The 20,331-nt window shown below is 70.8% G+C and carries 15 protein-coding genes and 1 pseudogene; 7 read left to right on the top strand and 9 right to left on the bottom strand.

Annotated features, from left to right (window positions below; all coding sequences use genetic code 11):
* The first annotated feature begins 27 nt into the window (after positions 1–27).
* On the top strand, positions 28–939 hold the full coding sequence (locus G412_RS0103350; protein ID WP_028810827.1) for a class I SAM-dependent methyltransferase: 912 nt from the start codon (positions 28–30) through the stop codon (positions 937–939).
* Between the two features lie 37 nt (positions 940–976).
* Here the strand turns inward: G412_RS0103350 and G412_RS0103355 are convergent, their stop codons facing one another.
* The 3 genes from G412_RS0103355 to G412_RS0103365 form a co-directional block, all read right to left on the bottom strand.
* Positions 977–2,512 (bottom strand): serine/threonine-protein kinase, encoded by a 1,536-nt coding sequence (locus G412_RS0103355; protein WP_028810828.1) that lies wholly within the window; start codon positions 2,510–2,512, stop codon positions 977–979.
* Positions 2,509–3,168: a hypothetical protein gene (locus G412_RS0103360; RefSeq protein ID WP_028810829.1), complete on the bottom strand. Its 660-nt coding sequence runs from the start codon at positions 3,166–3,168 to the stop codon at positions 2,509–2,511. Before G412_RS0103360 ends, G412_RS0103355 begins: the two co-directional genes overlap by 4 nt.
* 123 nt (positions 3,169–3,291) lie before the next feature.
* On the bottom strand, positions 3,292–5,373 hold the full coding sequence (locus G412_RS0103365; RefSeq protein WP_028810830.1) for an N-6 DNA methylase: 2,082 nt from the start codon (positions 5,371–5,373) through the stop codon (positions 3,292–3,294).
* A gap of 198 nt (positions 5,374–5,571) precedes the next feature.
* Here G412_RS0103365 and G412_RS0103370 point away from each other — a divergent pair, with 198 nt between their 5' ends.
* Positions 5,572–6,417, top strand: a complete 846-nt coding sequence (locus G412_RS0103370) for a DUF4190 domain-containing protein (RefSeq protein ID WP_028810831.1) — start codon at positions 5,572–5,574, stop codon at positions 6,415–6,417.
* 112 nt (positions 6,418–6,529) lie between these two features.
* Here G412_RS0103370 and G412_RS33090 read toward each other — a convergent pair.
* Positions 6,530–7,036, bottom strand: a pseudogene (locus tag G412_RS33090) (HNH endonuclease family protein); the annotation flags it as partial.
* 122 nt (positions 7,037–7,158) lie between these two features.
* Here G412_RS33090 and G412_RS33095 point away from each other — a divergent pair.
* From G412_RS33095 to G412_RS0103390, 3 genes are read left to right on the top strand one after another with little or no spacing between them, the layout of a single operon-like run.
* Complete coding sequence (locus G412_RS33095; protein WP_051338097.1) at positions 7,159–8,289, top strand: tyrosine-type recombinase/integrase; 1,131 nt, start codon at positions 7,159–7,161, stop codon at positions 8,287–8,289.
* On the top strand, positions 8,286–10,490 hold the full coding sequence (locus G412_RS37080; RefSeq protein ID WP_051338098.1) for a tyrosine-type recombinase/integrase: 2,205 nt from the start codon (positions 8,286–8,288) through the stop codon (positions 10,488–10,490). The genes G412_RS33095 and G412_RS37080 overlap by 4 nt, the downstream gene beginning before the upstream one ends.
* On the top strand, positions 10,487–11,086 hold the full coding sequence (locus G412_RS0103390) for a DUF6262 family protein (RefSeq protein WP_051338099.1): 600 nt from the start codon (positions 10,487–10,489) through the stop codon (positions 11,084–11,086). Before G412_RS37080 ends, G412_RS0103390 begins: the two co-directional genes overlap by 4 nt.
* Positions 11,087–11,201: 115 nt before the next feature.
* On the opposite strand, the gene G412_RS0103395 is transcribed toward G412_RS0103390, so the two are convergent.
* From G412_RS0103395 to G412_RS0103415, 4 genes are all read right to left on the bottom strand, one after another.
* Entirely contained in the window at positions 11,202–12,329 is a 1,128-nt protein-coding gene (locus G412_RS0103395) for a DUF6183 family protein (protein ID WP_028810834.1), read from the bottom strand.
* Between the two features lie 65 nt (positions 12,330–12,394).
* Positions 12,395–13,165 (bottom strand): HNH endonuclease family protein, encoded by a 771-nt coding sequence (locus tag G412_RS33105; RefSeq protein WP_037647581.1) that lies wholly within the window; start codon positions 13,163–13,165, stop codon positions 12,395–12,397.
* 10 nt (positions 13,166–13,175) lie between these two features.
* Positions 13,176–13,496: a hypothetical protein gene (locus G412_RS33110; RefSeq protein WP_425274438.1), complete on the bottom strand. Its 321-nt coding sequence runs from the start codon at positions 13,494–13,496 to the stop codon at positions 13,176–13,178.
* A 55-nt stretch (positions 13,497–13,551) separates the two neighbouring features.
* Complete coding sequence (locus G412_RS0103415) at positions 13,552–14,427, bottom strand: SCO6745 family protein (RefSeq protein WP_028810836.1); 876 nt, start codon at positions 14,425–14,427, stop codon at positions 13,552–13,554.
* Positions 14,428–14,526: 99 nt separating this feature from the next.
* Here G412_RS0103415 and G412_RS0103420 point away from each other — a divergent pair, with 99 nt between their 5' ends.
* Both G412_RS0103420 and G412_RS0103425 read left to right on the top strand, forming a co-directional pair.
* Positions 14,527–15,129 carry a TetR/AcrR family transcriptional regulator gene (locus G412_RS0103420; RefSeq protein ID WP_028810837.1) on the top strand — a complete coding sequence of 201 codons (603 nt, stop codon included), beginning with the start codon at positions 14,527–14,529 and terminating at the stop codon, positions 15,127–15,129.
* Positions 15,130–15,309: 180 nt separating this feature from the next.
* The gene (locus tag G412_RS0103425; protein WP_028810838.1) at positions 15,310–16,605 is read left to right on the top strand and encodes an SGNH/GDSL hydrolase family protein; all 1,296 of its coding nucleotides are present in this window, start codon (positions 15,310–15,312) and stop codon (positions 16,603–16,605) included.
* A gap of 90 nt (positions 16,606–16,695) precedes the next feature.
* Here the strand turns inward: G412_RS0103425 and mfd are convergent, their stop codons facing one another.
* Positions 16,696–20,226, bottom strand: coding sequence for a transcription-repair coupling factor (gene mfd, locus G412_RS0103430; RefSeq protein ID WP_028810839.1), 3,531 nt, complete (start codon positions 20,224–20,226; stop codon positions 16,696–16,698).
* Positions 20,227–20,331: the final 105 nt, after the last annotated feature.

Consider the following 20,331-nt stretch of genomic DNA (forward strand, 5'->3'; position numbering starts at 1 on the left):
CAGGACCGAGGCCAGAGGCGAATCCGCATGCCATCTCTGCTGAGCAACCGGCTGACGAAGTGGGCCCTGCGCCCCGTCGCCGCGCTCGTCGACCAGCGCATCTCACGTCACACCGCGGGGCTCCGCCGCGAAGTCACCGAACTGCGGCGCAAACAGCACGGCGTCAGCATGCTGCTCGACCGCACCGGTCGCGGCCAGCACCGCATGCCCACGCCCGACCAGATCGACACCCTGGTACGTGAGGTCGACGCCGCGACGGACGCGGGCGAGCGGGCCCGCCGCAATGTGACCGTCGCCTACCGCAATGTGGTGGCACTGGAGGCGCTGGGCGTCGGCCGGATGGCGGGCGGTACGTCCAATGTGTGCGGCAAGCTGGCGACGATACCGCTGCTCGCGCGGCCGGAGGGCAAGGACCGCCACGTACTGGAAGTGCTCGAAATCGGCACCCTGCACGGCCTGTTCGCGGCAGCCCTGATGCGGATGCTGCACCGGACGGGCATCGAGGCGACGCTGACGATCGTCGACCCGCTGGCGGGCTCGCAGCTCCAGCCGGGCACCACCGATCACGAGGAGCCGACGGGGACGCCGGTGCGGGAGGACGTCGTACGGGCCAACCTGGCACTCGGCGGCGGCCGTCCGGGCACCGGCGCGCGGATCCGCCAGGGCTTCTCGGGGGACCCGCGGGTGCGGGCGGAGGTGTCCGACCGGAAGTACGGCGTGATCGTCGTCGACGGCGACCACTCCTTCGAGGGCGTCCTCGCCGATCTGGAGTGGGTGGAACAGATCGCCGCGCCGGACGCGGTCGTCGTCCTCGACGACTACGGCGACGCGCGCTGGCCCGGCGTCAAGGAAGCCCTGGACAAGCACCTGGCGGGCGGCGACAGCCGGCTCACGATGGCAGGCCGGGTCGCCACCTCCGCCTTCCTGCGGGCCGGCTGAGGCGGCCGCGGCGTCCCGCCCCGGCTCGGGTGGGGTCTCAGACGTCCCGCATCCGCTGGTGCCGGTCGAGGGCGCGGCGCAGCTCGGCCGGCAGCGGGTGGTACGGGCCGTACGTGCGCTCGGCGTCGTACAGCAGGCTCTGCAACTGGGCGTGCGCGGCGGTGTGGTCGCCCATCGCGAGCAGCAGGTTCGCTGTGCGGTGGCGGATGTCGAAGGCGCGGGCGACGGCGTCGGGCGCGGTGGCGACGCCGGTGCCGTACTGGTTCTCGTAGTACGGGAGCAGGCCGCGGTACTCGGCGAGTGCCGCGGCCGGTTCGCCGAGCTGCTCCAGGCACTGCGCGGCGTCGTACCGGAACTGGAGCGCCTGTGGATCGGCCAGGCCCGACTCGGCGGCGCGGTCGTCGGCGAGGCGGCGGAGCTCGGGCAGGGCGCGGCGGTACTGCCCGTCGTCCAGCAGCGTCGCGGCGTACTGCTTGCGCAGGATGCGGACGACCGGGGAGCGCTCACCGTGCTGGGCGGCGGCCGCCGGGAGGATGCCGCCGAGGATGTCGACGGCCTGGGTGATGCGCCCCTCGCCGAGGAGTTGCTTGACCTCGTCGACGGCGCCCGCGACGTCCGGCTGCGCCTGCGCGGGTGTGGGCTGCGCGACGGGCGGGGTGGTGGCGCGGTCGGGCCAGGGGGCGTGCGGGCGCAGGAACGGGCGGGTCGGGTCGAGCGGGCCCGACGGTGCGCCGCCGTGCGCCGGCAGCAGCGGGGCCAGGGCCTCGTAGACCTCCTGGGCGGACGACGGGCGGTGCTGCGGGTCCTTGGCGAGCAGCCGCAGGACCAGGGCTTCGAGCGGCTCGGGGATGTCCTGGCGGAGCTGGCGGACGGGGAGCGGCGGCTCGTACAGGTGACGGTGGAGGACGCCGAGGACGGTCGATCCGGCGAACGGGACGTTGCCGCTGAGCAGTTCGTGCAGGAGGACACCGAGCGCGTAGAGGTCGGTGTACGGGCCGACCGCGCCGCCCATCGCCTGCTCGGGCGCCATGTACGCGGGGCTGCCGATGGGTGAGCCGGTGTGGGTGAGGCGGGTGGTGTCGGTGTCGAGTACGGAGGCGACGCCGAGGTCGAGGACGGTGACCGTGCCTTCGGGCTTGATCATGACGTTGCGCGGCTTGAGGTCGCGGTGGACGATCGGCACGGCGTGCACGGCGGACAGCACGGCGCAGAGCTGGGCGGCGACCGCGACGGCCCAGGGCCAGGGGTACGGGTCGTGCTCGGCCAGGTGGTCGGCGAGGTCGGCGCCCTTGACGTACTGCATGACGAGGTAGAGGTCGTCGTCCTCGCTGCCCGCGTCGTGGACGGTGACGAGGCCCGGGTGGTCGACCTGGGCGGTGACGCGGCACTCGCGGACGAAGCGGCGGCGCATCTCGTCGGCGGCGGTGGCGGCGGCCATCCGGTCGGGGCGCAGCAGCTTCACGGCGACGCGGCGGTCGAGGCGCTGGTCGTACGCCGTCCAGACCTGGCCCATGCCGCCCTGGCCGATGACGGTGGACAGCTCGTAACGGCCCGCGATGATCCGTCCGTTCACCGGTCCCGGTCACCCCGCTGGTCCGGCTGGTCCCGCTGGTCCTGCTGGTCCCTGCGCAGGAGGTCGCTGAGCTCGTCGAGCTCGGCGCGGACCTGGTCCATGCGGTGGGGGTGTTGGTGCGGCTGTGGTTGCTCCTGTTGCGGCTGTTGCTGCGGCTGTGGGAACGGGGCCGGGTTGACCGCCGGAGTGCTCGCGTACGGGTTCGGGTAGCCGTACTGCGGCTGCGGGGCCGGCTGGACGTACGGGGGCTGCGGTGCCTGCTGCGGCTGCGGGGCGTACGGGCCGTAGGGCGCGCGTGGGGCGGTGGCGGTGTGCGGGCCGCCGGTGGCCGAGAGCCGCGCGTAGTGCCGGATGTCGAAGGTCAGGAAGTAACCGGCGGTCACGGCTCCGAGGAGCAGGACGCACGCCAGGGCTATGTCGGTCCTCACGTCACCCTCGGGCAGCGAACCGACGACCGCGAAGGCCGCGATCGCCACCGGGATGCTCGCCCAGGCTGCCGCCCAGTCGTACCAGCGCCCGCGCAGGATCGCGATGCGCAGCAGCGGAACGCAGGACAGGACGCCGCAGCTGAAGACGGCACAGATGAGGAACAGCACGCGCATGGTGATGACGACGCCGTCACTGCGGACTGGCGGCGTGGTGCCGGAGCCGTGCATGGCTGCTCCTGAAGACCTGGTGAGACGTACGTGGGGACAGACACTCGGTGCGGTGAGCGCTTTGAGCGTATACACCGACACCGACAACGGCCCACGGGTTGTACGGATCGAATATGGCGCGGCTCACTGCGGGCGTACGGTCCCGTCGGTCAGGCCGTCGTACAGGCCCTGCACGAGTTGTTCGCCGAGCCGTCCCGCTCGCCGCAGCGCTTCCTCGAACTCCGCCAGCGTGCGGAAGCGTTCGCCGTACTGCCGCTGGTCGGCGAGTGGCAGCCGGGGCAGTTGGAGGCGGCGTACGTCGAGCCGGGTCGAGGTGGAGGCGTAGCTACTGGCCTGGCGGTTGTTCGCGGTGCCGCGCAGGAATCCGGCGAGGAACCAGGGGTCGAGGGCCGCCGGGTCGGGGCGCAGCAGTTGGAGGCTGCGGCCGAGAGCGGCGCCCGCGGTGGCCTCGTCGACGACGCGGGCGACCGTGCCGCCGCCGAGCACGGGCACGACCACGTCGCCCGTCTCCACGAGAACGGGGTCTTCCGCCGGGCCTTCGGGGAGGGTGCCTGAGGGCGCGGTCGCGGCGAGCACGTCCTGCTCGGTGAGGACCCGTCCGCCGGAACCGGCTCCGGCGCCGCCCGCGCGCAGCACGAGGGCGCCCGCCCTGGCGAGTTCGCCGACGGTCGTGGTGGGCCAGCGCGGGGGCTGCGCGGGCTCCCCGGCGGGGGGCGTGAGATCGGTGGTCTGCCGCAGTGTTTCGGCCAGCCGCTCCCGTACGCGCGCGAGTTCGGCGGCGCCTCCGCCCGCGGCCGGGGGCGGCAGGTGGCGGGCGGGAGCGAGGTCCACGTCGTCGTCGAGCAGTTCGATGACGGACACCGAGCGGCTGATCCCCGGCCGTTCCTCGACGGTGCCGTGGCGGTCGAAGGCCTGCCAGGTGTCGAGGACGGTGGAGTGCAGGGCCTGCCAGTCGAGCTTGTCGCGGCCCGCGGCGGAGAGGTCGGCGGTGTCGACGAGCAGCAGCTCGTGGGAGGGCCGCCCGTCGGGCGCGGGCTTGCGCAGCACCCACAGGTGGAGGGGGATGCCGTACGGGGGTGCGGCGCCGGCCGGGAGCGAGACGACGGCGCGCAGGGCGCCGCGGCGCAGCAGGTCGGCGCGGATGCGGCGGCCGGAGCGGCGGGACGCGGCGGCGGGGGGCATGAGGAGGACGGCGGTGCCGCCTTCGCGCAGCCGGGCGAGTGCGTGCTGGACCCAGGCGAGTTCGGACTCCGTACGGGCGGGGAAGCCGTACTCCCAGCGGGCGTCGTACGCCAGCTCGTCGTGGCCCCAGTTGCGTTCGTTGAACGGCGGGTGGCAGAGCACGGCGTCGGCGGCCAGGTGCGGGAAGGCGTCGGCGCGCAGGGCGTCGGCGGCGGCGACGCGCACTTCGGTGGTGCCGGTCTCGGTCTGGAGGGCGAGGCGCAGGGCGGCGAGGGCGGCCAGGTCCGGGTCGGTTTCCTGGCCGTGGACGGCCCGCGCTTCCCGGGTGCCGGCGGACCGGTCATCGGCGGATGCGGCCCCGGCGGCACTGGCGACGGCGCGCAGCAGGGTCCCGGTGCCGCAGGCCGGGTCGAGGACGGTGCGGGGGCTGCCTGTGAGGGCGGCCATCAGGGCCGCCGGGCCCGGCGGGGTGAGTGTGTACTGGCGCGGGTTGGCGTCGAGGTGGCGGCCGAGCAGGAACTCGTACGTCTGACCGGCGCCGAGCTCGGCGGCGAGCTCGGCGGTCGCGCGCAGCAGGGGGACGGACGGGGTCAGCTCGGGCTGGCCCGGCGTGTGAACGGCGCGGTGCGGGCCGAAGCGGGGGGCGAGGATCTCCTCCAGGGCGGCCGACAGCAGGAACGCGAGCTTCTCGTCGGAGACGGCGGAGAGCTGGAGCCAGGCGGTCGGCCTGTCGCGTACGAGCAGGAGCACGCAGCCCGCGTGGATCAGGGCCGGGGCGGCGCCCGCGGGGTGGCCGGCGAGCTGCTGCCAGACCCGCTCGCGCAGGGGAACCTCGGCGATTTTCCCCTGGTCGCGCAGCCACTGTTCCACCTCGGCGAGGGCGAACGAGGGGCTCGTCTCGGTGCCGCCCACGGGTTTGGGGAAGTCGGGGTGGCGACGGCGCCAGTTGCTCACGGCGGCGCGGCCGACGCCGGCGAGCCGGGCGATTTGGGCGGCGGTCACTTCTGCTGCGTTGTCCGGCACCGGCCGGCTCCCCTCGTACACCTGCGCCTGCTTGTGCACCGAGCATACCCATGCCCGCAAGACGGGCCGCTTCACGGCGTGAATCCAAGTCCAAGCGTGAATCGTGTTGACTCGGTTCACAAGCTCTGCTGTGATTGACCCATCGCAGCAGAACGGGGCGGCAAGGCAGTCCCGCACACCCTTGTCCGGAGGACATCCATGTCTCAGTACACGCAGCAGCCGCAGTTCCCGCAGGGACCGACGCCGGCCGCACAGGCCCGCAACGGCCTGGGCACCGCCGCCCTGATCCTCGGCATCATCGGCGCGTTGTCGGGTCTGATCCCGTTCTTCTTCTGGCTCGCCGGCATCCTCGGCGTCATCGCCCTGATCATGGGCCTGGCCGGCCGGGGCCGCGCCAAGCGCGGCGGTGCCACCAACAAGGGGGTCGCCCTGGCGGGCGCCATCCTGGGCCTGATCTCGCTGATCATGTCGGTGGTCGGCGCGGTGATCCTCTTCAAGGCCGTGGACGACGCGGTGAAGGACATCGACAAGGCGACCAGCGGCTCGTCGGCGAGCAAGGAGCCGGGCGACGGCTCGGCAAAGGGCAGCGGCAAGGACAAGGGCAAGAACCAGGGCAAGGGCGGCAGCGCGGGCAGCGACACGGGTAAGGACGCCGAGACGCTGGAAGCCGGCGACTCGGCCGTCTACGACGACAAGCTGACCGTCACCATGTCCGCCCCCGAGGCGTACTCCCCCAGCGAGTACGCGATCGGCCACACCAAGGGCAACAAGGCCTACAAGGTCACGGTCGTCATCGACAACGCCGGCAAGGAGAAGTTCGACGCCGCCCTCGTCACCGCCGAGGCCCGCGCCGGCAAGGACGGCGTGAAGGCGGAGCAGATCTTCGACGAAGAGGTCGGCGAGGTCTTCACCGGCACGGTCATGCCGGGCAAGAAGGCCACCGTGGTGTACGCCTTCGACACCCCCGCCGACGCCAAGACCCTGCTCGTCGAGATCTCCCCCGACTTCTCCCACGACACGTCGCAGTGGAACCTGAAGCTCTGATCAGGCATCACCGCATCACTCGTATCACCGAAGACCGTCCGGCCCACTCGCGCACCCCCCGCGAGTGGGCCGGACACTTCCATGCCTCACGCGTTCAGGCTCTTCTCGCGCCTCACCGCCCGAAACGGGTCGGCGCCTCGGTCGGACCGCCGCCGGACGGCAGCCGCTCGTCCGGGCACCGCGACAGCACACGCCTCATCGCATCCCGCTCGGCGCCGGTCACCCACAGCTCGTACTTCTTCTTCACGGACACCTGACGGGCCACGTACACACAGCGGTACGCCTTGTTGCCGGGCAGCCAGGTCGCCGTATCGCCGTCGCTCTTGCGGCGGTTGGCGGAGGAGTCGACGGCCAGCAGGTTCAGCGGGTCGTTGGCGAAGGCGACCCGCTTGCGGCGCTGCCACGTGTGGGCGCCCTTCTGCCAGGCGTCGGAGAGGGCGACGACATGGTCGATGTCGACCTTGCTGCGCCCGCGCACGAACTCCACGCGCCGCCCGGTGTACGGGTCCTCGGTGAGCGTCCCGGCGGCCACCTTGCAGGCCGCCGCACCGCCGCTGTCACCACCACCGCCCCTGAACCGCACGCCGGCCAGATCCCGCTTCAGTATGTCGTCGCGGGTTATCTGCAGCCCCTTCATCGATGCGATGCACATGAGGCACAGCCGTAACCCATTCCTGTCCCTCGCCGTTATCGGTCATGCCGTGAGGCACATGAGCGACATCGGAGACAGGAAGCAGATCCATGACGTTATGCACAGAGAAGGCCGTCTCGCCCACCACCGGCGAGACCACTTGGCTCCTGGTCGACGAAGAAACGTACGCACCTCACCCCGAAGCCCGTGAGTTCTCCCTGTATCTGCGCGGAGCCGGGCGGTCACCGCAGACACAGCGCGCGTACATCCCCAGAATCGGCCGCTTCCTCAATTGGTGCGCAGAGCGGGTCACCGACTGGAGGACCGTCCGGCTCGGGGACATGAGTCTGTTCAAGTTCCACATCGAACGGACACCGACCCAGTACGGACGGCCTCCGTCCGGCAAGACCGTCAACGCCACGCTCACGGCGGTGTGTGAGTTCCTCCGCTTCTGCGCCGTCCAGGGGCACGTGGATCACGAAGTCGCCGCGCGTCTCAGCGAGCCGCGCTTCCTCGCCCACGCCCCGGCCGGCTTCGATCCCGGCGAGGGCGGCCAGCACCTGATGGTCAAAGCCCGCGTCCTGAAGGCGCCGGAGATCGAGCGGGCACCACAGACGCTCACTGGCGTCCAGACGGAGCAGGTCATCGACGCCGCTCGCACTGCGCGTGACCGGCTGCTGCTGACCGTCCTGGTGGAAGCGGGCCTTCGCATCGGCGAAGCCCTTGGACTGCGGCGTGAGGACATGCATCTACTCCCCGACTCCACGCACTTGGGCTGCCGAACCGGTGGCGCGCACCTGCACGTCAGGCCCCGTCAGGACAACGTCAACGGGGCGCGGGCCAAGGCCGGGCGCCCTCGCATGGTCCCACTCACACCGGAAGTGGTGCACCGATACCGCGATCATCTCGCCGAGCGTGAACAGGTGGTCGGTGCCGCCGACTGTGACTACGTCTTCCTCAACCTCGTCGGCGTCCACGCGGGGCGTCCGCTCTCGTACTCCAATACCAAGCAAGTGATTGAACGGATCGGCAGGCGCTGTGGTCTGACCGCCCGGCCGCACATGATGCGGCACACAGCCGCCACCCGCTGGATCCGCAACGGGGTCGCCCCGGACGTCGTGCAGACCCTCCTGGGGCACGCCTCCTCGGCGAGCACGGCCGTGTACCTGCACGCCCAGGACGAGGACCTCCGCGCAGCCGTCGCGGCCGTCGAAAGCCTCGCGCCGGAGCTGTTGCGATGACCGTTGCGCTCCTCCGCTCCGCTGCCGTTCCCTCCGTTTCCGGTACCCCGGAGTGGCCGTCGTGGCTCGCGGCACGCCTGCCTTCGGGCTGGCGCACGGGTGAGTGGGACCCCGTACAGGCACTGTTCACTGCCGATCCCGGCAACTCGGCAACCAACGTGTTCGTCTGCTCCGTGGTCGCCTGCGCCACCCATGTGGCGAGCAACGGAACCCGCTGCGACGCCTGCCGGAAGGCCCGCTACCTCCTGGGGAACCCCTCGGACTTCGACACCACGCACGCCCCGGATCCGTCCCTCCGCAGGCCCAACACCTCCGCTGACGGGGCGATGCCGGGCGTCTCCCAGTTCTCGCTCGCCGGGGTGAGCCCTACGGTCCGCCAGGAACTCCTGTACGGGCTCCAACAACGAGACGACGCCGGGATCAGCCTGGTCCCCCAACGGGTACGCCGCATTGTGGCCGGCCTCCCCGCCGGACTCGGCTCGCTCCTCGACTTGGACACCTCCTTCCCCACCAGGCTTCCGGCTGCGAGCGCCGGTGTGCTGAACGGGGTTCTTCTGCACGTCCGCCGTGCACGCGTCGGGTTCGAGGGCACCGATCCGACCTCGGGCGACGTATGGGAGTGCGCGCTCATCGGGCTGACGGCCGGTCGCGGTCGCAAGTACGCCGCTGTGCACGGCGACATCGACTTCCGTCCGGTGAAGCAGCGCTGGCTGCGAGAACTGGTCAAGGAATACGGCCGCACCGCGCGCCCGGCGGTCCTCGATCTCCGGCAGACCGTATATGCAGCCACCATCGCCTCCTCCGCGCTGGCGGGCAGGCCGCACAGCGAGGAGCCTGAGGCGCTCACCATGGCCGACATAAACGCTGTGGTGGACCTTTTCCGGATCACCAAGCGGCCCGAGGACGGTCACGACTACTCCACCAGCCACCGCAGGGCACTGCTCCGCCACTGGCGCACGTTTCTGGACTACGCCCGCCAGGCCGGCATGATGGATCATGTGCCGGGTGGGTTCGCGGTGAATCCCCGCTTCCACACCATCGCCGCCGCAGAGGTGACCGAGGACGATCTCGGCCGTGCGATCCCCGAGCACGTCATCGCTCAGCTCGATGCGCACCTCGCCCTGCTGGGCACTTCGACGGCATACGCGAGCGGCGGCTGGGCGGCAGCCGACTTCGCGCGGATGTACCAGGTGGTCTACGCGGTCCTTCGGGACACTGGCCGGCGCCCAGGGGAGGCCACCAGCCTGCGCCGCGACTGCCTGGAGCGGGTGGACGGCAAGCCGACGCTGATCTATGACAACCACAAGCGGCGGCGCCACGGCCGCCGCCTGCCTGTCTCCGAAAGCACCGCCCAGCTGATCGAAACCTGGCAGAAGGAACTCGATGCGCTGCCAGCCGTACCGGGGTGTGGCCAGTGGCTGTTCCCCTCGCCGGGGCAGCGCAATCGGCCACGCCGCGGTCATCTGAAGGCCGCGCAGTTCTGCAACCGGATCTTCCGTGACTGGGTCGATGAGCTGATCCCGGACCTCGTGGACGACAGGCTCGACGAGGACGGCGCCCCGCTCGCCTACGACCGCACCCAGATCGTCCCGTACGGCTTCCGCCACGCGTACGCCCAGCGCCATGCGGACGCGGGCACCCGCCCCGATGTCCTGCGGGAACTCATGGACCACCGTTCACTGGACGTGACCATGGGCTACTACAAGGTCTCCCTCACCCGGAAACAGGAGGCCGTACGAACGGTCGCGGCGCTCGCCGTCGACCGGCACGGCACAGCCCACGGCTTCAGCGATCCCCTCGCCTACGAGGTGGAGAGCGTCGGGGTTCCGTACGGCGGCTGCACCGAACCGAGCAACGTCAAGGCCGGCGGTGGCCACTGCCGCATCCGCTTCCAGTGCGCCGGATGCGACTTCTACCGGCCTGATCCCTCCTACCTGCCTGCCCTGGAACAGCAGATCACGGACCTGCGGGCCGACAAGGAAGCCGCCCTCGCGATGGAGGCCGCCGACTGGGTCGTGCGCAATCTCGACGACCAGATCCGCGCCTACTCGAAGTCGGCCGACGAGATGCGGCGGAAACTCGACGCGCTGCCCCTCGAGGAGCGGGCCGCCGTCGAATCCGCCTCGCGTGAGCTGCGCAAGGCACGTTCCGCTGCGGCCTTCGTCCCTCTGCAGGCACTGACCACACGGAGTTCCGAATGACGCGCCCCGCCGCTTCCGGCGGCAACGACAGGGACGCCCGAGTCGAGCGCCTGCGCGTCAGCCGCGCCAAGGACAGCGAAGACAAGACCAGGCGTGCGCTCGAAGCCGTAGAGGGCCTTCTCCGCTCGGGACGACGGATCACCGTCACCCAAGTGGCGCGGGAAGCCTCGGTGTCCACGTGGTTCGTCTACAACCAGCCTCAGGTGCACCAGGCCGTTCAGGACGGCATCACCGCCCAGCGAGCGCGGGGGCGCCAGAACTCCCTCGCTCCTGAGGCATCTCAGGTGTCTCCGGCCGGGTTGCGGACGGATCTTGCACTGGCCCGCGAAGAGATCAAGGACCTCAAGAAGGAGCGCGATCGGCTCCGTAACCGGGTCAGGCTGTCTCTCGGCGCCGAGTTGGAGGGCGTGAACCGGAATGAGCTGATCGAGCGGGTACAGCAGATCGAACAGCGGAATACTGCGTTGGAGCAAGCGTTGTCAGAGGCCAGGGATCAGATCGCGGCCCTGGAGGGCCAACTGCGTGGGGCGGAGGACGACCTCACCGCCGCACGAGCCAGTCTCCGCCGTGCCATGCGGTCCGTTCCGACCCCGTAACCCGTGCTGCATGGCCCCGCTTTGTGGTTGTCCGGCTCTCACCCCGTTGACCGGACAGCCACAAGGCACGACGTCCCCACGGTGAGAACTTCACCGCAGCGGGCTCCGGGCATGCTCAATCGGTGTCCGTCGCGGCCAACACCGCCAGTCGTCGGCGTCCTGGAGAGACCGAGGTCAGGCCGATGTCCCAGGCCACGCGCTCGAACCACTTGGTGTCGGCCCCGAAGCTGTACCAGGCGCACTCCCGTGCACATGCCTCGACCTCCTCCGCGGGGGCGCCCTCGGCAGTACCGGAGAGGCCTGCCAGGGACTGCCACGCGGCCAGCCGTCCGTAAGCACCGCGTGCGCCGGAGTTATAGGCACCTCCCCTGGACGCGGCGGCGAAGAGGACCCTCCATGCCTGGTCCGGCGGGCAGGCCGCGACCGAGAAGGTGGTCTTCTTCCCTGCACCCTTCAGGCATTCCAGGCCCAGTCCCAGCAACATGCTCGGTACCGACTCGGCTACCAGAGGAGTTGCCAGGTCGAAGACCCGCGCCTCGATCCGGCCGTTCGACTCCTCAGCCCAGTTCGCCACGGCGGTGCCGATGCCCTTGGTGGCGGCTTCGGTCGTCGTTTCCTCGACCGACGGCACATGCGCCCCGGCATCGGCCCGCATCGCGCGATTCGCCGGCGAGCCGAACGGCATCGAGTGGCTGCCGCCGCGAGCGCTGTAGCTCGGCAGATCCGGCTGTCCTTCCACATCGGACAGCGCCAACGGCAGCCACCCCAGCGGGTGGTGCCTCCAGTGCGGCGACGTCGCCCATCCTGCGATCCCCGGAGTCTCCGTGACGTCGGCGCCCCTGAGCACCAGTTCGTGGAGGAGGCAGGCGCGCAGTTCCTCCGAGGCGTGCCCGGTGAACGCCACGGCCAGTTCCTCCACCGGCTGGCTTGAGGCCAGCAGAGAGGCCGCATAACGGTCCAGCTTCCTGTCAGCGGTCTGCGTCAAGGAGACCAGCCGCAGCGCCGCGGCGACGTTCCCGGGGCCGGGCATGGTGGACAGCAACCGGAGCAGGTAGTCGAAGACGCTCCCGTACTGCCAAATCCGCCCGGCGTCGGAGGCGTAAGCGCCGGCCAGCGCTATGCCGAGATCCGCGAGGAAGGCAGCATCACCCCGCGCCAGACTGCGGTCAGCCGTCTCCCATATGCCGGTGACGCTCTTCAGTCCCGGCAGCTTCGTCACGATCTTCTGTATGGGGTCAGCCACGGTAGGCAGCGTATGTGTCCCACAGGCCGGAAGCGATGGCATTTTCCCAGGTCGCTGCGGCTCGATCAGCCTTCGCACTGCTTCAGCATCATCGCCTTGTCCGTCGTCGTCACCGGGAGCTCGTACTTATCGGCGACCTGCGCGAACCGCACCGCGTACGAGCAGCGGATCTTCTTGTTCGGCGGCAGCCAGGACGCGGGCCCCGAGTCCCGCTTCGCCGAGTTGGCGCGCCCTTCGACAGGAAGCAGATTGAGCACGTCGTTCGCCAGCTGCTCGCGCTTGCTCTCCGTCCATCGGGCGGCGCCCATCTGCCAGCTGTAGGACAGCGGGACCACGTGGTCGATCTGCACCTCGGCCGCCTTCGCCTTCTTCCAGGCGATGTCCTTGCCGGTGTACGGGTCGTACAGGTCCATCGCAACGACTACGCAGTCGGAACCATCCCGGAACCGGACATCCCGGCCGTGGAGCTTCAGCAAGTCGTTCCGCGTGTCACAACCGTTCCTCGCCAGCGGTACCCCGTCCGCCGTGTCCATCCACGCATAGCCGAACTCATCCCGCTCATAGCCCGTCCTCGGCCCGCGCCCCTTTGTGGTGAGCCCTTGGATGAGCTTGCGTGCGTCGGCCTTGTCCGCTTCCGACGTGAGCGCGGCGAGCCCCGGCTTCGTCCCGTCGGGATTCGTCAGCGGGCTCACCGCCTGGCCGGCAGCTGCGTCCAGTCCGGACCCTGCGGAGCTTCCGCCCGGCTCCAGACCATCACAGCCCGCGACGAACGCGGCGACAACGACGACCGTGAGCACGGCTGTCTTCTTGCGAGTCCGCAGGAGACCGTGACTCATGTGCCTCTCACTACGCACAGCTGACCACACCCTGCATACACTGCGAGAACATGCCCGTCACGGCGCGAAGCGTAGAGATAACGCGGGTGCCGCACCCGTTCTCGTCGGTGTCGGCCCAGGCGCTCCCGAAAGCCTCCCGCTCGTAACCGGTCTTGGGGGCGCGCCCCTTGACGGTGAGTTCCTCAACAGCGGCGAGCGCCGACCCGGCCGACCCGGAAGCCTGCCCTCCGCTACTGCCGCCCGCCCCCTCCGGGGTGCAGCCAGTAGCGGCGAGGGCCGCGACCAGGGCGGCTGCGGGAAGAGCGGTCCTGAGCGTACGTATACCTGTCAAGGCGATCCGTCCTGGCGGGTCGGTGTGCATGCCCCCCAGAGTCCCACGGCGCGCACTACACCTTGCCGATACCCAACGTGTTCTCGGACGGCAGCAGTCCCGAGCCCAGCACGTCCACCCACAAGGGACCGGTCAACTCGGCCAGCCGCGCGGTCCCTTCCGAGCCGAGGGCCCGCCAGGGCGCGGCGGCCAGTTCGTCGGTGACCCGCTCCACCTCGGCGCGCAGCGCGCGACCCGCCTCAGTGGCCACACCCTCCCCGTCCAACAACCGGCGCTCGACAAGCCGTTCACGCGCGGCGGCCCACTGTCCGTCGCCCCATCCCCGGCTGCGGAAGGTATCGGCGCAAGCCGCTCCGATGCCCGCGAAGCTGACGAGAGCCTCGACCGGGTCGAGCCCGGCGGTGAGCAGCGCCGCGACATGCCCGTCGCCGCGGTGCTCGCGCAGGATGGTCGCCGCCTGCCACAGGACGAGGTGCGGGGCGTCCGGCCAGGGCAGCGACGCGTTGGCGGCGGCGAGCGGCCGGCCCGCGGTGTTCGCGGCCTCGGCGGCCCGGCGGGCGAAGGCGGCGGCCTCGGCGATCTCGGGCCCGTCGACGCGCTCGCCGAAGAGCGCGCGGTACGCCCCGTCCATGCCGCGCGTCCGCGCGGCCAGGACCTCGGCCGGGTCCGCGATGCCCCATCCCGCCGGGACGTACTCCGCGACCATCGCGGGGCTGAAGCTGTAGAAGGCCGCCGCGACGACGTCGGCACTCACGGCCCCCAGCGGTGCGGGGCGCCAGGCGAAGTAACCCGGCCAGCGGACATCCGTCGCGTACCCCAGCTTCTCGGCTTCCTCGAAGACCTCGGGCGCGTAGTAGACGACGGCGTGCAGCGGCTCCAGCAGGTGCCACATCTGCCGCACACGCCCCAGCTCCACAACTTCCTCAGCCATGACTCCTCCTCCGGCCGCACCCCGCCCATCTAGGCACCGACTAGATTCCTCGTCAGCACCAAACTTGTCAACGGCTAGATCCGGCGTAATCTGCTGACCATGAGCAGCCGCGACACGTACCACCACGGCGACCTGCGGCGGGCGCTCCTCGCCGCGGCCCTCGACGTCATCCGCACCCAGGGTCCGGCAGCCCTGTCGCTCCGCGACCTCGCCCGCCGCGCGGGCGTCTCCCACGCGGCCCCCGCCCACCACTTCAAGGACCGGACAGGCCTGCTGACCGCGATCGCCACCGAGGGCCACGACCTGCTGACGGCAGCGCTCTGCGACGCGGCAGACCTGAGCGACGCGGGCGTTCGCTACGTCCGCTTCGCGGTCGACCACCCGGCGCACTTCCAGGTCATGTTCCAGCCGGACCTGCTCCGCGCCGACGACCCGGAACTCCTGGCCGCGAAGGCACGCTCGTACGAACAACTCCGCGCCGCTGTAGCCGCCCTCCCCGGCGACCGCACCACCGACCCGGAGCTGACCGGCATCGCCGCCTGGTCGGCCGCCCACGGCTTCGCCACCCTGCTCCTGACCCACAACCTGGACCTCGCCCTGGCCGACCGCACCCCGGACGAGGTGTTCCGGGCCCTGACCGCCGCGTTGTTCAAGAGCGGCAGCACAACCACCGGGGCGGCCGGGAGGACAGACCTGCGATAGATCAACGTCGCACTACGCCGACTACGGCCGCCAGGACTTCGTCGACGTCCGGTAGCGGCCGGGCGACGCCGCGCATCCTGTCCCGCCCGCGGGAATAGCCGAAGCCGATCCGTGCTTGACCGTGTCGCGTGCACGTGATCAACGACATGGACATCGGAAGACAACCAGGGGCGGGACAAGATGAGTTCCTCAAGTTCTGTACGGCGTACGAGTGTTGCTGTGCTCTCCGCGGCCGTGCTGGCGGCTCTGCCGGTAGTCGGCGCGCAGGGGTTCACCGGATCCGGCGTCGCCGTCGCGGCCGAACAGCGCGGCGGGACGGTGTGGCAGGGCGGCTGGGCCGCTTCGCCGCAGGCTCCGACGACGCCGTTCGGGCCGAACTGGTCCGAGCAGGGCTTCGCGAACCACACGGTGCGGCAGGTGGTCCGGGTCAGCACCGGCGGCACCAAGGCCCGTATCGAACTGTCCAACCGCTACGGCTCCACCCCGCTGCGCATCACCGGCGCGACGGTCGCCCGTACGGACAAGGGCGCCGCGGTGCGGGCCGGTTCGGTCCGGGAGCTGTCCTTCGGGAAGGGCCGGTCGGTGACCATCCCGGCGGGTGGCAAGGTGCTCAGCGACGGGGTGCCGTTCAGGGTCAAGGCGCTGGAGTCGGTGACCGTCACGCTGTATCTGGCCGGGCCGACGGGACCTGCCACGTTCCACCATTTTTCGTCCGCGACCAGCTACCGGGCCGACGGCGACCACCGTTCGGACCGCGAAGGTACGGCGTTCAAGGAGACCAGCGACTCCTGGTACTACCTGTCCGGCGTCGAGGTCAGCGGCGGGGAGAGGTCCGGGCGCCGCGACGGTGTGGTGGCCTTCGGCGACTCCATCACCGACGGTGTCGGCTCCAGCCTGAACACGGACAACCGCTACCCCGACGAGCTCGCCGAGCGCTTCGCCGCCACCGGCAAGCCGCGCAGCGTCCTCAACCACGGGATCGGCGGCAACCAGGTCACCAACGACACGGCCTGGGCCGGCGAGAAGGCTGTGGCCCGCTTCAAGAAGGACGTCCTCAGCGAGCCGGGCATCGGCACGGTCATCGTGCTGGAAGGCATCAACGACATCGGTGGCAGCGGCTGGCAGGGGGTTCCGGGCGGACCGACACCCGAGGTGTCGGCGAAGCAGCTGATCGAAGGTCACCGCACGTTGATCCGCCAGGCACACGCCAAGGGCATCAAGGCGGTCGGCGCCACCCTGACCCCCGTCAAGGGCTCCGCGTACTACACCGAGGCCAACGAGGCCAAGCGGGACGCGGTCAACCAGTGGATCCGTACGTCCGGTGAGTACGACGAAGTGGTCGACCTGGACCGTGCCCTCGCCGACCCCGCCGACCGGGACCGCATGCTCCCCGCCTACGACTCGGGCGACGCCCTGCACCCGAACGACGCCGGGTTCCGGGTGATGGCCGGGGCGCTCGACCTCGACACGCTCTGACGGACTGCGAAGCCGGCCGTGCCTGCCGACTCGCGGCACGACCGGCTTCGCGGGCTGCTACGGGCCCGCTACCTGCCTGCTATCTGCCTGCTACGACCCCAGGATCGTCGTAAGGAACTCGCCCGTCCAAGCCAGCAGTTCCCGTCCGACCACCGGCTTGCCGCCGATCTGCCCCGTCGTCGGACGCGGCACCAGGATCTGGTGCGTGGCCGGCTTCAGCACCGTACGGGGGTAAAGGCGCTTCAGCCTCAGCTCCTGCGACTCGCGCAGTTCCACCGGTCCGAAGCGGATGTTGGGGCCCGCCAGGGTGATGTCCGCGACGCCGCAGGCGCGCGCCAGCATGCGCAGGCCGGCGACCAGGAGCAGGTTCTCCACCGGCTCGGGGAGCTTGCCGTAGCGGTCGGTGAGCTCTTCGCGTACGGCCCTGATGTCGTCCTCGGAGTTCGCCGAGGCGATCGCCCGGTACGCCTGGAGACGCAGCCGCTCGCCCGGCGCGTAGTCGTGCGGAACGTGCGCGTCCACCGGGAGTTCGATCTTGACCTCCAGCGGCGGCTCCTCCTCGGCCTGGCCGTCCACCGCCGCCCGGTAGTCCGCGACCGCCTCGCCGACCATGCGGATGTACAGGTCGAAGCCGACGCCCGCGATGTGCCCGGACTGCTCGCCGCCCAGCAGGTTGCCCGCGCCGCGGATTTCCAGGTCCTTCATCGCCACGTACATGCCCGCGCCCATCTCGGTGTGCTGGGCGATCGTCGCGAGCCGCTCGTGCGCGGTCTCGGTCAGCGGCTTCTCCGGCGGGTAGAGGAAGTACGCGTAACCACGGTCGCGCCCACGGCCGACCCGGCCGCGCAACTGGTGGAGCTGCGACAGCCCGAAGTTGTCGCCGCGCTCGACGATCAGGGTGTTGGCGTTGGAGATGTCGATGCCCGATTCGACGATCGTCGTCGAGACCAGTACGTCGAACTTCTTCTCCCAGAAGTCGACGACGACCTGCTCCAGCGCGCTCTCGCCCATCTGCCCGTGTGCCGTCGCGATCCGCGCCTCGGGCACGATCTCGCGCAGCTTCGCGGCCGCCCGGTCGATCGACTCGACCCGGTTGTGGATGTAGAAGACCTGGCCCTCGCGCAGGAGTTCGCGGCGGATCGCGGCGCCGATCTGCTTCTGCTCGTACGGGCCGACGAAGGTCAGCACCGGGTGGCGCTCCTCGGGCGGTGTCGTGATGGTCGACATCTCGCGGATGCCGGTGACCGCCATTTCGAGCGTACGGGGGATGGGGGTCGCGGACATCGTCAGTACGTCGACGTTGGCGCGCAGCTTCTTCAGCTGCTCCTTGTGCTCGACGCCGAAGCGCTGCTCCTCGTCGACGATGACCAGGCCCAGGTCCTTGAACTTCGTCTCGGACGAGAAGAGCCGGTGGGTGCCGATGACGATGTCGACCGAGCCCTCCCTGAGGCCCTCCAGGGTCGCCTTCGCCTCGGTGTCGGACTGGAAGCGGCTGAGCGCCTTCACGACGACGGGGAACTGGGCGTACCGCTCGGAGAACGTCCCGAAGTGCTGCTGCACCAGCAGCGTCGTGGGGACGAGGACGGCGACCTGCTTGCCGTCCTGGACCGCCTTGAAGGCCGCGCGGACCGCGATCTCCGTCTTGCCGTAGCCGACATCGCCGCAGATCAGGCGGTCCATGGGGACGGACTTCTCCATGTCCTCCTTCACCTCGGCGATGGTGGACAACTGGTCGGGCGTCTCGACGTACGGGAAGGCGTCCTCCAGCTCGCGCTGCCACGGGGTGTCGGGGCCGAAGGTGTGGCCGGGGGCCGCCATGCGCGCCGAGTACAGCTTGATCAGGTCGGCGGCGATCTCCTTGACGGCCTTCTTCGCGCGCGCCTTGGTCTTCGTCCAGTCCGCGCCGCCGAGCCGGTGAAGGGTCGGGGCCTCGCCGCCGACGTACTTGGTGACCTGCTCCAGCTGGTCGGTGGGGATGTAGAGGCGGTCGCCGGGCTGGCCGCGCTTGGCGGGGGCGTACTCGACGAGCAGGTACTCGCGGGTCGCGCCCTGGACCGTGCGCTGGACCATCTCGATGTAGCGGCCGACGCCGTGCTGCTCGTGGACGATGAAGTCACCGGCCTGGAGTGTCAGCGGGTCGATGGTCTTGCGGCGGCGGGCCGGCATGCGGCCCAGTTCCTTGCTGGCGGTGCGCTGGCCGGTCAGGTCGGTCTCGGTCAGTACGGCCAGCTTCAGGCCGGGGTCGACGAAGCCGTGGTCGATCAGGCCGCACGCGACATGGACGACCGACGGGGTGATCTCGGCGAGGTCCGCCTCCAGGCGGGCCGGGATGCCCTCGCTGCCGAGGACCTCCACGGTGCGGGCCGCCGGGCCGTGGCCCTCCGTGATGTACACGGTGCGCCAGCCGTCGGCCAGCCAGCCCTTGGTGTCGGCGAGCGCTCTCTGCGTGTCGCCGCGGTACGCCTCGGGGGCGTGCATGCCCAGCTTGAGCGTGTCCGCGGAAAGCTCCTCGCCGGCGGCGAACGGCGCCACCGACCACCACAGCATGTCCAGCTCACGGGCCCGTTCCCGTACGTCCGCGATCCCCCGCAGCGAGGCCGCGCCCACGTCGATCGGGGCCTCGCCGCCGCCCGCCGTGGCCGCCCAGGACGCCTGGAGGAACTCCTGCGAGGTCGCCACCAGGTCCGCCGCCCTGGTCCGTACCCGCTCGGGGTCGCACACCAGCGCCATGGAGCCCATGGGCAGTACGTCGAGCAGCAGCTCCATGTCGTCCACGAGGACCGGGGCGAGGGACTCCATGCCCTCCACGGCGATGCCCTCGGCGAGCTTGCCGAGCAGCTCGCCCAGCTCGGGGTGGGCCTCGGCGAGGGCGGCGGCCCGCTCCCGCACGCTGTCGGTCAGCAGCAGCTCACGGCAGGGCGGCGCCCACAGGCCATGCTCGGCCACTTCGAGCGAGCGCTGGTCGGCGACCTTGAAGTAACGGATCTCCTCGACGTCGTCGCCCCAGAACTCCACGCGCAGCGGGTGCTCCTCGGTCGGCGGGAAGACGTCGAGGATGCCGCCGCGCACCGCGAACTCGCCGCGCTTCTCGACCAGTTCGACGCGCTGGTACGCCGCTGCCGCGAGCGCGGCGGTCACGTCCCCCAGGTCCGCGCTCTGCCCGGTCCGCAGGGACACCGGCTCCAGGTCCCCCAGCCCCTTGACCTGCGGCTGGAGCACCGACCGTACGGGAGCCACGATCACGCTCACCGGGCCCGCGGACGGGTCGTCGGCGCGGGGGTGCGCGAGGCGGCGCAGGACGGCGAGGCGCCGGCCCATCGTGTCGCTGCGCGGCGACAGGCGCTCGTGCGGCAGCGTCTCCCACGACGGGTAGTCGACGATCCCCTCCTCCGGCAGCAGCGTGCGCAGCGCGGCGGCCAGGTCCTCGGCCTCGCGGCCGGTCGCGGTGACGGCAAGCACGGTACGCCCGCTCTCGCGGGCCAGCGCGGCCACCGCGAAGGGACGCGCGGCGGGCGGGCCGACCAGGTCGATGTGCATGCGGTTGCCGTCGGTGGCGGCCTTCACCGCTTCGGCGAGCGCCGGGTCTCGTACTACGGCATCGAGCAGACCGTGCAGGCTCATGAAGGGCTTCCGTCCAGGTAACGAAGTGACGTGGTGACGTGGTGGACAACGCGAAGGGCCCGACACGTCTCACGGGCCGGGGGATTTCTAGCCTACGGCCCGCCG

Origin of the sequence: Streptomyces flavidovirens DSM 40150, assembly GCF_000429085.1 — a bacterium.
In the GTDB taxonomy this organism is placed as follows: domain Bacteria; phylum Actinomycetota; class Actinomycetes; order Streptomycetales; family Streptomycetaceae; genus Streptomyces; species Streptomyces flavidovirens.